Raw genomic sequence first — 12,156 nt, forward strand, 5'->3', positions numbered from 1 at the left:
AAACCCCTTGAAGAAACAGGAAGGCACGGGGGGCCATGGAACGCAGGACCACAGACGCCGCCGGCGCGCCGTCGCGGCGCGGGCTGCTCGCCTCCGCCGCCGCCGTGGCGCTCGCCGGGGCGGTCGGCGGCCTCGCCGGCGGACCCTCCTCCGGCCCCGTCCCGGCCGCCGGGGGCGGCGGCGCCGTCCCGGTGCGGCGGCTCGCCGACGGCCGGGGCGGGGAGGGCGCGGGCTTCGCCCTCGCCGAGCGGCCGGCGGTCCTCCAGCTCGTCGCCCACCCGGACGACGACCTCTTCTTCATGAACCCCGACCTCGTCCAGGACCTGACCGCCGGCATACCCGTGACCTCGGTGTACGTCACCGACGGCGGGTCCTTCGGCCGCAACGCGATACCCGGCGGGCCGCCGCCCGAGCCGAACGTGCCGGCCTACGTCTCCGCCCGCCAGCAGGGGCTCCGGCAGGCGTACGCGCGCATGCTCGGCGCGCCGCTCTTCACCGCCTGGGAGCGGAGCGCCCTCCCCCTGCCCGGCGGGCGGCTGGCGGAGGTGAACCGGCTCGCCCACGGGGGCCGCCGGGCCGAGCTGATCTTCCTCGATCTGCGCATGCACGCGCGCAACGGGCGGGCCGCCGTGAATCTCACCCGATTGTGGGACAGCCCGGGGGTCACGCTGCCCACCCAGCCGGCCCCCGAGTCGCCGGTGCGGCGGAGCTTCCCGTACACCCGCGGGGACCTCGTCGACACGCTCGTCCACCTGCTCGCGCACGTCCGGCCGACGCTGGTGCGCACCCTCGACCCGGACCCGGACGCGCAGGTCCACGACCGGCACCACCCGCGCGACAGCGACCAGCCCGGCTACTCCGACCACCCGGACCACACCGCCGCCGGGCTCTTCGCCTGGGCCGCGCTGGCCCGCTGGGGCGGGCGGGGCGGGCCCGGCGCCCGGACCCCGGCCTTCCGGACGGAGGCCTACCGCGGCTACTACAACCAGCGCTGGCCGTACAACCTGCCGCCCGCCACGGTCGCGCTCAAGGCGCGCTACCTCGACGCGTACGGGGGCGATCCCGGCTGGCAGTGCGGGAACCCGTCCGGCTGCGGCGACTACGCGCTGGGCGGGGCGGCGGCGCTCGCCTCGCGGAAGGGCTGGGTGCGGTCCACGCACCGGCGCCACCCGGGCGCGGGACCGCGGGCGCTGGCCGGGCCCGACGGACGCGTGAGCGTGTACGCGGTGCTGGGCACCCGGCTCGCGCGCTGGCGGCCGGCGGCGAAGGGCGCGGCCGGCTCCGGGCCGGGGGCCTTCGGGCCGCCGGAGGACCTGGGGGGCGGGCCGCTCGCGCCGGCGCTCTCCGTGGTGCGGGCGCCGGACGGCCGGCACCTCGTCCTCGGCCTCCGCTCCTCCTCTCCGGACGGGGCGGCGGGGCGGGACGCGCGCGAGGTCGTGCTGCTGCGGCAGCGGACGCCGGGCGGCGCGTTCGAGACGGAGTGGATCGGGCTCGGGAACCCGGAGACGGAGCCGCGCCGCACCCGGCTGACCGGCCCGCCGACCGCCGTGACCGGCGCGGACGGCCGCGTCCACGTCTTCGTGCGCAACGGGGACAAGGGCGTCAGCACCCGGGTCCTCGGCACGGACGGCGTCTGGTCGGCGTGGCGGGCGCTGCCGGGCGGCGGCATCCAGGAGGGGCTCGCGGCGACCGTCGACGGGCGGGGCCTCGTCCATCTCTTCGGCGCCGCCGCCGAACGGGTGGAGCACTGGGCGCAGCGCACCCCGGGCGGCGCGCTCCACCCGGCCGCGCGGCCGCCGGCCGGTCGTCCCGGGGACGTGCCGGAGGCGGTCACCGCGCCCGACGGCTCGGTCCTCCTCGCCTACCGGCGGGCCGCGAGCGACACCGTCGCCGTCGCCCGGCTGGCCCCGGGCCGCGGCCGCCGCTGGACGGCGCTCGGCAGCCCCTCGATACCCGGGTACGGCAGGGTCGCCGTCGCCCCGGCGGACGGCGGGACGCTGCTCGTCCCGGCCGGTACGGCCACCCCGTCGGCGTACGACCTGACGGGGGCCCGCACCACCCCGGCCGGCGCGTCCTCCTCCGCCGCCCCGGCCGGGACGCCGTTCCTCCTCGCCCCGCGCGCGGGCGCCCCGGTCGCCGTCACCCTCACCCCCCTCGGCACCCCCCTCCTCACCCCCCTGCGCCCCACGACCCCGGCCTGACCCGCCCCGGACGCGCAGAACCCCCGGCGGCCGAAGCCGCCGGGGGTTCCCCGGCACGACCGGGCAGGGCCCGGCTCCCGCTAGAACGGGTTGAACTCGTCGTACTCGCGGTCCGCCTCGTCGTGCTCCGCCTGGCGGTCGCGGCGGCGCTGGGCGGCGGGACGCGGGGCGTCGAAGCGGTGGTCCTCGCCGCGGCGGCCGAGCATCTCGGCGCCGGCCATGAGGGTGGGCTCCCAGTCGAAGACGACCGCGTTCTCCTCGGAGCCGATGGCGACGCCGTCGCCGGCGCGGGCGCCGGCCTTCATCAGCTCGTCCTCGACGCCGAGGCGGTTGAGGCGGTCGGCGAGGTAGCCGACGGCCTCGTCGTTGTTGAAGTCGGTCTGGCGGACCCAGCGCTCCGGCTTCTCGCCGCGCACCCGGTAGACGTCCTCGTGCTCGTCGTAGGTGACGGTGAAGCCGGCGTCGTCGACGGCCTTCGGGCGGATGACGACGCGGGTCGCCTCCTCCTTCGGCTTCGCGGCGCGGGCCTTCGCGACGATCTCGGCGAGGGCGAAGGACAGCTCCTTCAGGCCGGTGCGGGCGACCGCGGAGACCTCGAAGACGCGGTAGCCGCGCTCCTCCAGGTCCGGGCGGATCATGTCCGCGAGGTCCTGGCCGTCCGGGATGTCGATCTTGTTGAGGACGACGACGCGCGGACGGTCGTCGAGGCCGCCGTACTGCTTCAGCTCCTCCTCGATGACGTCGAGGTCGGAGACCGGGTCGCGGTCGGACTCCAGCGTCGCCGTGTCCAGGACGTGGACGAGGACCGAGCAGCGCTCGACGTGGCGCAGGAACTCCAGGCCCAGGCCGCGGCCCTGGCTGGCGCCGGGGATGAGGCCGGGGACGTCGGCGATGGTGTAGACGGTCGAACCGGCCGTGACCACGCCGAGGTTCGGGACCAGGGTGGTGAAGGGGTAGTCCGCGATCTTCGGCTTGGCGGCCGAGAGGACGGAGATCAGCGAGGACTTGCCCGCGCTGGGGTAGCCGACGAGCGCCACGTCGGCGACGGTCTTCAGCTCCAGGACGATGTCCTGGAGGTCGCCGGGCTCGCCGAGCAGCGCGAAGCCGGGGGCCTTGCGGCGGGCGGAGGACAGCGCCGCGTTGCCGAGGCCGCCGCGGCCGCCCTGCGCGGCGACGTACGTCGTGCCGTGGCCGACGAGGTCCGCGAGGACGTTCCCCTTCTTGTCGAGGACGACGGTGCCGTCGGGCACGTACAGGACGAGGTCCTGGCCGTCCTTGCCCGCGCGGTTGCCGCCCTCGCCGGGCTTGCCGTTGGTGGCCTTGCGGTGCGGCGAGTGGTGGTACTCGAGCAGGGTGGTGACGGACTGGTCGACGACCAGCATCACGTCGCCGCCACGGCCGCCGTTGCCGCCGTCCGGGCCGCCGAGCGGCTTGAACTTCTCGCGATGGACGGAGGCGCAGCCGTGGCCCCCGTTACCCGCGGCGACATGCAGCTCGACGCGGTCCACGAAGGTGGTCATGGTTCTGTGCCTCCAATAAAGCTATGTACGGGATTGTCTCTCTAGTAACACGCGAAAGGCGGACCCGCTTCCCTGCCGGGAAGTGAGGTCCGCCTCCGCCAAGCGTTCCGATCAGGCGACCGGGACGATGTTCACGACCTTGCGGCCACGGAAGGTGCCGAACTGCACCGAACCGGCCTGCAGGGCGAACAGCGTGTCGTCGCCACCGCGGCCGACACCCGAGCCCGGGTGGAAGTGGGTGCCGCGCTGGCGGACCAGGATCTCACCGGCGTTGACGACCTGACCGCCGAAGCGCTTCACGCCGAGCCGCTGGGCGTTGGAATCGCGACCGTTCCGGGTGGACGATGCGCCCTTCTTGTGTGCCATTGCTCAGTCCCTCTTTACTTCGCGGCCGTCGGGATGGACGTGACCTTGATCGCCGTGTACTGCTGACGGTGACCCTGGCGACGGCGGTAGCCGGTCTTGTTCTTGTAGCGCAGGATGTCGATCTTGGCGCCCTTGGTGTGGTCCACGACCTCGGCCTGGACCTTGATGCCCGCCAGGACCCACGGGTCGCTGGTCACGGCGTCGCCGTCGACGACGAGCAGGGTCGAGAGCTCGACCGTGTCGCCCGGCTTGGCGGTGGAAATCTTGTCAACCTCAACGATGTCGCCGACAGCAACCTTGTGCTGGCGACCACCGCTGCGCACGATGGCGTACACGCGGATCTCTCTCTCACTCGGTGATGGGACCTCTGACGCCAGCCGCCCACGCGCGGGCCCGGGGGCCCACGGCGATCCGGATCGGACGAGCGGCCTCTCCCGGCGGGCGGGAGGGGGGTGCTCAGAGGCGCGGCGCGTCACAGACACGCCGACGGTCTAGGTTACGGGCGGCTGCCACAGGGGGTCAAATTCGCCCGTGCGGGTGCGGACCGCCCCGGCGAGGCCCCCGGGAGGGGCTCGCCGGGGCGGTTCGGCGGGCTCAGTCCTGAGCCGCGGTCTTCTCGGCCGCCTTCTTGGCCGTGGCCTTCTTGGCGGTCGTCTTCTTCGCCGCCGTCTTCTTGGCCGCCGTCTTCTTGGTGGCGGCCTTCTTGGCGGTGGCCTTCTTCGCCGTCTTCCGGGCGGCCTTCTTGGCCGCCGGGGCGGCCTCGGTCTCCTCGGCGGCCGGCTCGGCCTCCGCCGCGGGCTCCTCGGCCGGGGCCGCGGCGGGGAGCACGATCTCGGCGGCCTCGGCGCCGGCGGGGGCGCCGGCCGGGGCGGTGGCCTTGCGGACCACCCGGCGGCGGGCGCGCGGCGCGGCGGCCACGGGGGCCTCCTCGGCGACGGGCTCGGCGACCGGCTCGGGCGCGGCCTCCACGACCGGCTCCGGTACGGCCTCCGGCTCCGGCGCCGCGACGACGGACTCGGCCCCGGCGGCCGGCTCACCGGTCGAGACGACCGGGGAGGTCGCCCGGCGGGTGGCGCGGCGGCGGGTGCGCGGCGCGGGCGCCGCCTCCTCGGCCTCCGCGACGGCCGGGGCCTCCGCGACGGCCTCGGGCTCCGGGGCCGCGACGACCTCGGGCTCCGGCTCCGCGATCGGCGTCGGGGTCACCGGCGCGGTCACCTTGCGGGTGACGCGGCGGCGGCCACGGCCCCGGGTCGCGGCGGCCTCGGCCTCGGCGACGGAGCCGTACAGCTCCTCGTCCGGGGCGATCGGCACCGGCACGGCCACCGGGGCGGCCAGCTCGGCCGCGACCTCGGCCTCGGTCTCGGCCTCGATCTCCGCGGGGGCCTCGTGGGCGTGCGTCTCGTGGGCGTGCTCGTGCCCGTCGCCGCCGCGGCCGCGCTTCTTCGCGCGCTTGCCGCCACCGCCGCCGCCGTGGGTGGCCGGCTGCTCCATGTGGACGATGACGCCGCGGCCGTTGCAGTGGACGCAGGTCTCGGAGAAGGACTCCAGGAGGCCCTGGCCGACGCGCTTGCGGGTCATCTGCACCAGGCCGAGCGAGGTGACCTCGGCCACCTGGTGCTTGGTCCGGTCGCGGCCCAGGCACTCCAGGAGGCGGCGGAGCACCAGGTCGCGGTTGGACTCCAGGACCATGTCGATGAAGTCGATGACGACGATGCCGCCGAGGTCGCGCAGCCGCAGCTGGCGCACGATCTCCTCGGCCGCCTCCAGGTTGTTCCTGGTGACGGTCTCCTCCAGGTTGCCGCCCTGGCCGGTGAACTTGCCGGTGTTGACGTCGACGACGACCATCGCCTCGGTCTTGTCGATCACCAGCGAGCCGCCGGACGGCAGCCAGACCTTCCGGTCGAGCGCCTTCATCAGCTGCTCGTCGATCCGGTAGGTGGCGAAGACGTCGACCTCGCTGGTCCACCGCTGGAGGCGGTCGGCCAGGTCGGGCGCGACGTGCGAGACGTAGCCGTGGATGGTCTCCCAGGCGTCGTCGCCGCTGACGATGACCTTGGTGAAGTCCTCGTTGAAGATGTCGCGGACGACCCGGACGGTCATGTCCGGCTCGCCGTAGAGCAGGCTCGGCGCGGACGTCGAGATCTGGCTCGCCTTCTTCTGGATGTCGGCCCACTGCGCCTGGAGGCGCTCGACGTCGCGGCGCAGCTCGTCCTCGCTGGCGCCCTCGGCGGCGGTGCGCACGATGACGCCCGCGTCCTCGGGGACGATCTTCTTGAGGATGGTCTTCAGGCGGGCGCGCTCGGTGTCCGGGAGCTTGCGGCTGATGCCGGTCATCGAGCCCTCGGGGACGTACACGAGGTACCGGCCCGGGAGGGAGACCTGGCTGGTCAGGCGGGCGCCCTTGTGGCCGATCGGGTCCTTGGTGACCTGCACCAGGACGGACTGGCCGGACTTGAGGGCGGACTCGATGCGGCGCGGGCCGTTGCCCATGCCGAGCGCCTCGAAGTTGACCTCGCCGGCGTACAGGACGGCGTTGCGGCCCTTGCCGATGTCGACGAAGGCGGCCTCCATCGACGGCAGCACGTTCTGGACCTTGCCCAGGTAGACGTTGCCGACGTACGAGGTGGCCTGCTCCTTGTTGACGTAGTGCTCGACGAGCACGTTGTCTTCCAGGACGCCGATCTGGGTGCGCTCGCCGTTCTGGCGGACGACCATGACGCGCTCGACGGCCTCGCGGCGGGCGAGGAACTCGGCCTCGGTGATGATCGGGACGCGGCGGCGGCCCTGCTCGCGGCCCTCGCGGCGGCGCTGCTTCTTGGCCTCCAGGCGGGTGGAGCCCTTGATGGACTGCACCTCGTCGGACGGCTCGGGCTTCGGGCGGGGCTCGCGGACCTTGACGACCGTGCGGACGCCGTCCTCGTCGGTGGTCTCGCTCTCGCCGGCGGCGTCACCGCTGCGACGGCGGCGACGGCGGCGACGGCGGGAGCTGCTGGAGCCGGAGAGGCCGTTCTCGTCGTCGGCCTCGTCGGCCTCCTCCTCGGCGTCCTCGGCGTGGAACTCGTCGGCCTCGTCGCTCTCCTCGGCCTCCTCCGCCTCGGCCGACTCGCCGCGACGGCGGCGACGGCCACCGCGGCGGCGGCGACGGGACGGGCGGTCGCCGTACTCGTCGGCCTCCTCGGCCTCCTCCGCCTCGGTCTCGGCCTCGTCGGCGACGTGCTCGACCTCGGGCTCGTCGGCGACGGTCGACGGGACGGGCTCGACGGCGACGGGCTCGCCGCGGCGGCGCCGGCGGCGGCGCGAGCCGGTCTCGGCGCGCTCGGGGGCCTCCACGGCCTCGACCGTCTCGACGACGGTCTCCTCCGGCTCCTCCTCGACCTCGGCCTCGGCGGCGACGGCGGCCGCGAAGGCGGCGGTCTCCGGCGTCTGGAACATGGGCTCGGCGAAGACCGGGGCCTGGAAGACGGCGACGGCGGGGCGCTCGACGCGGCGGCGGCGCGGGGCCTCCTCGGCGGCGGGCGGCTCGGTGAACTGCGGGGTGCTGACGCGGCGGCGGCCGCGGCCACGGGTGGCGGCGGTCTCGGCGGCGGCGACGTCGGCGCCGTGGGAGGCGATCTCCTCGACGGTGTCCTCGGGCAGGGTCTCGCCGGAGGTCGGGGCGGCGAGCTCGGCCGCCACGTCCGGGGTGACCTCGGGGGCGGCGGCCTTGCGGGTGGCGCGGCGGCGGGTGCGGGCCGGGGCGGCCTCGACGGCCGGCTCGGTCTCGGCGACCGGCTCGGCGGCCGGGGCGGTCTCCGCGGCGGGCTCCTCGACCGGGGCCGGAGAGGTCACCGGCGCGGTCGCCTTGCGGGTGGCGCGGCGGCGGGTACGCGCCGGGGCGGCCTCCGGCTCGGCGGCCGGGGCCTCGACGGGCTCCGCGGCGGCTGCCGGGGCGGCCTCGGTGATCTCGGCGGCCTCGGCGGCGGCCGTCACCGGCGGGCCGGCGGGCCGGGAAGCGGCGCGGCGCCGGCGGCGCGGCGGCAGCTTGTCACCGGGGGCGTTGCTGTCGTTGTTCTCGGTGGTCTCGTTGGTGTCTTCGAGCATGCGGGCGGTTCTCCCGTCACGCTCCCGGGCGCCGCGTCGGATTCCGGTGGGCGGCACGGACGCGCTTCGTGCGCGGTGCCGCCGTCCGGGGCGCGGGCGCCGCACGGGAGCTGAATGTCTGGCTCGCCGGTTCCGTACGCCCGATGCGGACGGCCTGGCGAAAGTCTCCTGGTCAGTGCGCGGCCCGACCCAGGTGGCTCCCGAGTGCCAGGGCTGCGCTCGACGGCGTCCCCTACGCGGGGCCTGCCTCCGGCGCCGTCGCCGGGGCGGTCGCGGCGGCCGTGGGTGGAGCGGCCGTGACTGCCTCGCGGTCGGGCGCGAGCGGGTCGGTCACCGTGCCGGACTCCTCGTCGAAGAGCCCCTGCGCCAGCCTGGTCACCGCTGCGGGGACCGGCGGCGCCAGGTCGGCCACAGCTCGGAGACCGGACAGGACGTCGTCGGGTCGCACGGCAGGTGTCACGTGCCGAACAACCAGCCGCAGTATCGCACAGGCATCCCCGGCGGGCCTATCACCCTGGGGATCGGCCTGGGGACGGTCCGCGACGAGTTCGGCGACGGCGGCGCGGGTGTCGAAGGTGCGGATGCCGCTCTTGGTCTTGCGCTGGACCTCCACGGTCTCGGCCGTGAGGAAGGCCTCGACGGCCTTGCGGGCGTCGTCGACGGGGACGCCGTCGAGCCGGAGCTCCCACACGGAGGCGGTGAGCCGGTCGGCGAGGCCGGAGGTGCGGGCCTCCACGGCGTCGGTGATGTCGAGTCCGGCCGGGAGCGACTCGTCGAGCAGGACCCGCAGGGTCTCGGGGTCGCGGCGCTCGGTGAGGGCGATCTCCAGGAACTCGGCCTCGGAGCCCGTACCCGTGGGGGCGGCGTTGGCGTACGACACCTTGGGGTGCGGGGTGAAGCCGGCCGAGTACGCCATGGGCACCTCGGCGCGGCGCAGGGCGCGCTCGAAGGCGCGCTGGAAGTCACGGTGGCTGGTGAACCGGAGGCGGCCTCGCTTGGTGTAGCGCAGTCGGATGCGCTGCACCGCGGGTGCGGGCGGCGGGCCTTCGGGCTGTCGCTTGCCCAGTGGTTCTTCTCCTCGGTGCGGGGCGGGCGCGGGTGGCGCTCCGCCCGGAAGCTCATGGGGCGTCCCGTGGGCGCCTGCCCGGATCACCCCCGCCCGGGGGCGGGGAGATCTCGGGGGCGGGCGCCGCGCCGGGGACGTTCGTTGTACTACCCAGAGTACGCGCCCGGGCCACCTCGGGTTCCCCGGCGGGCCGCCCGGCCGCGCGGGGGGCGGGTCAGCGGGGGCCGCCGAAGAGCGCGACCCGCACCTCGCGGGCGGCGGCGCGCACGGCGCGGCCGGCGGCGGCGACGGGCCCCCAGACCCAGGTGCGCAGCCAGTGGCCGACGGGGGTGAGGACCGCGCGGTACACCCAGGCGAGGGGGCGGCCGATCGCGTTCCACAGCACCCAGCGGACCGCCCGGCCGACGGCCCGCGCGATCCGCCCGGCGGCCCGCCAGGCCCAGGCGAGGGCGGCGCCGACGAAGCGGCAGACGGGGCCGAGCAGGTACCGCCAGAGCCAGGTGAGCGGGGTGACGAGGAGCAGGTCGACCACCCACCACACGGCCTTGGCGACCGGGAGGACGACCCATTCCCACAGCCACAGCAGGGGGACGACCACCAGGTAGTGGAGGAGCCGGCCGAGGGCGCGGCCGATCGGGGCGAGGACCCATTCCCACAGCCACAGCAGGGGGACGACCACCAGATAGTGGAGGAGCCACCCGAGGGCGCGGCCGATCGGGGCGAGGACCCAGCGCCAGAGCTGCCGGAAGCACCAGGCGAGGGCGTCCCAGACCAGCCGGACGGGCAGGACGACGACGAGGGCGACGGCGCGCGCCACCCCGGTGAGACAGCCCGGGTTTTCCGTGTTCATGCCCAGAACGACGTACCGGGGCCCCGGCGGGTTTCGGCTTCGCCCGGCCGAAACCAAGGCGTTACGCTCCGGCCACCGCCCGGAGCGGACCGACCCGCCCCGCTTCCCGGGCCCGGGCCCGTAACCTAAGGTGCGTCACCTCCGTGCTCGACGCACGTCCCGCACGCCCCCCGGCCCGGGGGTCCCCTATTTCCGCAGACATCGAGGCTCGGCGTGAAAATATCCTTCCTCCTGGTAGACCGCTGTCACATCGGCGGCGTGGTGAGCGCGATCCACAACCTGGCCGGGGCGCTCGTGGAAGACCACGAGGTCGAGCTGGTCGCCCTCCGCCGCAACCGCGACCAGGCGTTCTTCCCGCTCGACCCCCGGGTGAAGACCCTCGCCCTGACGGACTACCGGAAGCACTCCCACACGTACGACGGCGACGACCCGCAGATCGAGGTCTTCCCGCACATCTACCCGAACGAGCCCACGGACAAGAAGCCGTGGATCAGCCGACTGGCCGAGAAGCGGCTGATGGAGTACCTGGCCACCACCGACGCCGACGTCGTGGTCAGCAACAACCCCAAGATCACCATCATGCTGGCCTACTCGGACCGCGACTTCCTCAAGGTCGCGATGGAGCACTCGCGGCCCGCGCGGTACGGCCCGCACATCCGGGACGCCCTCTTCCGGGACGCGTACCCGAAGATGGACGCGATCACCGCGCCGACGCCGGACGAGTGCCGGACCATCGCCGGGGTCGTCCCCGCCGTGAGCCACCTGCTCTCCCCGATGCCCAACTGCATCCCGGCCCACAAGGGCCAGATGTCCACCGGCGACAACAAGATCGTCGTCACCGCCGGCCTGCTCAAGACCCACAAGGGCTTCGCCGACCTCATCGAGGCCTTCTCCACCGTGGCGCCGCGCCACCCGGACTGGAGCCTGCGGATCTACGGCTCCGGCCCCGAGCGCGCCAACCTGCGCAAGAAGATCGACGAGACGGACAGCAACAACCAGATCTTCCTGATGGGCCCGGCCACCCCGGTCACCCCGGAGTTCGCCAAGGCGTCCGTCTTCGTCCTCCCCTCCCACCTGGAGGCGTTCGGCAACGTCACCGTCGAGGCGATGGCGGCCGGCCTGCCCGCGGTCTGCTACGACGCCCCGCACGGCCCGCGCAACATCATCAAGCAGGGCGAGGACGGCTACGTCGTGCCGCTCGGCGACAAGCAGGCGCTCGCCGAGCACATCGAGAAGCTGATCTCCGACGAGGACCTGCGCCGGAAGATGGCCGCCGCCGCCGTGGCCAACGTGGTCCGCTTCCAGGAGGCCGAGACCGCCGCCCGCTTCGAGCAGCTCGTGGAGACCATGCGGGCCCGCCGGGCCGTCCCCCGCACGGCCGCCGCCGTGGTCACCCCGCAGGGCGACGTCCGGGTGCGGGTCGAGGGGCTGCCCTCCGACGGCGACGCCGAGCTGGTCTGCCGGGACATCCGCAAGAAGGCCGACGAGGTCGTCCTCCCCTTCGCCGGCGGCGAGGCGCTGGTGCCCGCCCTCGGCAAGCTCGTCGAGGGCGACTGGGAGCTGGTGGTCCGCGCCGCCGGCGTCGACATGCCGCTGCGGTCGGCCGGCTGCGACACCCTGCACATCCTGTCGCTGGAGCACCCGCGCGCCGAGGGCCCCGCCCTGTCGCTGCTGCTGCCGTACGCCCACACGGACGGCACGCTGCGCGTCCAGAGCCGCGTGCGCGCCCAGCACGTCGAGGTCGCGGCCATCAAGGCCGGCTCCACCTCGATCGTCGTCGACGCCGCGGCCTGGGGCGTCGAGCCCGGCGCCCGCAGCGTGGTCGAGGCCGTCCACCGCAAGGAGGCCGACAAGAACTTCACCTTCCCGGTGAAGGCCGGCGCCGACGGGCGCTTCACGGCCACCCTGGACAACGCCTCCGCGGCCCGCTTCCACAAGCCCGGCACCGAGGACGTCTGGGACCTCTGGCTGCTGCCGGACCCGTCCCCTCTCCCCGTCCCCCGGAGGTCCCCGATGTCCCGTACCGCCCCCTCGGACGCGCCGCGCCGGCCGTCCGCCGCCTTACCGGACGAG

Annotated in this window: 8 protein-coding genes; 2 read left to right on the forward strand and 6 right to left on the reverse strand. The window is 74.9% G+C overall.

Features of this window, described 5'->3' with window-relative positions; genetic code table 11:
• Nucleotides 1-35 precede the first annotated feature (35 nt).
• On the forward strand, nucleotides 36-2,201 hold the full coding sequence (locus AB0E83_RS26725) for a PIG-L family deacetylase (protein WP_362116932.1): 2,166 nt from the start codon (nucleotides 36-38) through the stop codon (nucleotides 2,199-2,201).
• A gap of 80 nt (nucleotides 2,202-2,281) precedes the next feature.
• Here the strand turns inward: AB0E83_RS26725 and obgE are convergent, their stop codons facing one another.
• The 6 genes from obgE to AB0E83_RS26755 all read right to left on the reverse strand — a co-directional run bounded on the left by obgE (nucleotide 2,282) and on the right by AB0E83_RS26755 (nucleotide 10,083).
• Nucleotides 2,282-3,721 (reverse strand): GTPase ObgE, encoded by a 1,440-nt coding sequence (gene obgE, locus AB0E83_RS26730; protein ID WP_362116935.1) that lies wholly within the window; start codon nucleotides 3,719-3,721, stop codon nucleotides 2,282-2,284.
• A gap of 111 nt (nucleotides 3,722-3,832) precedes the next feature.
• Nucleotides 3,833-4,087, reverse strand: coding sequence for a 50S ribosomal protein L27 (gene rpmA, locus AB0E83_RS26735; RefSeq protein ID WP_030494090.1), 255 nt, complete (start codon nucleotides 4,085-4,087; stop codon nucleotides 3,833-3,835).
• A 14-nt stretch (nucleotides 4,088-4,101) separates the two neighbouring features.
• Nucleotides 4,102-4,422 carry a 50S ribosomal protein L21 gene (rplU, locus tag AB0E83_RS26740; protein WP_030494089.1) on the reverse strand — a complete coding sequence of 107 codons (321 nt, stop codon included), beginning with the start codon at nucleotides 4,420-4,422 and terminating at the stop codon, nucleotides 4,102-4,104.
• A 259-nt stretch (nucleotides 4,423-4,681) separates the two neighbouring features.
• Nucleotides 4,682-8,167 (reverse strand): Rne/Rng family ribonuclease, encoded by a 3,486-nt coding sequence (locus AB0E83_RS26745; protein WP_362116939.1) that lies wholly within the window; start codon nucleotides 8,165-8,167, stop codon nucleotides 4,682-4,684.
• Between the two features lie 232 nt (nucleotides 8,168-8,399).
• Complete coding sequence (locus AB0E83_RS26750) at nucleotides 8,400-9,191, reverse strand: TIGR03936 family radical SAM-associated protein (protein WP_362116942.1); 792 nt, start codon at nucleotides 9,189-9,191, stop codon at nucleotides 8,400-8,402.
• Between the two features lie 256 nt (nucleotides 9,192-9,447).
• Nucleotides 9,448-10,083, reverse strand: coding sequence for a hypothetical protein (locus AB0E83_RS26755; protein ID WP_362116945.1), 636 nt, complete (start codon nucleotides 10,081-10,083; stop codon nucleotides 9,448-9,450).
• 258 nt (nucleotides 10,084-10,341) lie between these two features.
• On the opposite strand from AB0E83_RS26755, the gene AB0E83_RS26760 reads away from it, so the two are divergent.
• Nucleotides 10,342-12,156, forward strand: a 1,815-nt coding sequence (locus AB0E83_RS26760) for a glycosyltransferase (protein WP_362116948.1), incomplete at its 3' end; no start/stop codon positions are given.

The organism is Streptomyces sp. NPDC035033 (assembly GCF_040636735.1).
Taxonomy (GTDB): Bacteria; Actinomycetota; Actinomycetes; order Streptomycetales; family Streptomycetaceae; genus Streptomyces.

What these genes read in the sequence shown, in the direction of transcription:
- AB0E83_RS26755 (WP_362116945.1), bottom strand. Translation starts at nt 10,083, where the DNA reads ATGAACACGGAAAACCCGGGCTGTCTCACCGGGGTGGCGCGCGCCGTC.
- obgE (WP_362116935.1), bottom strand. Translation starts at nt 3,721, where the DNA reads ATGACCACCTTCGTGGACCGCGTCGAGCTGCATGTCGCCGCGGGTAAC.
- rpmA (WP_030494090.1), bottom strand. Translation starts at nt 4,087, where the DNA reads ATGGCACACAAGAAGGGCGCATCGTCCACCCGGAACGGTCGCGATTCC.
- AB0E83_RS26745 (WP_362116939.1), bottom strand. Translation starts at nt 8,167, where the DNA reads ATGCTCGAAGACACCAACGAGACCACCGAGAACAACGACAGCAACGCC.
- AB0E83_RS26725 (WP_362116932.1), top strand. Translation starts at nt 36, where the DNA reads ATGGAACGCAGGACCACAGACGCCGCCGGCGCGCCGTCGCGGCGCGGG.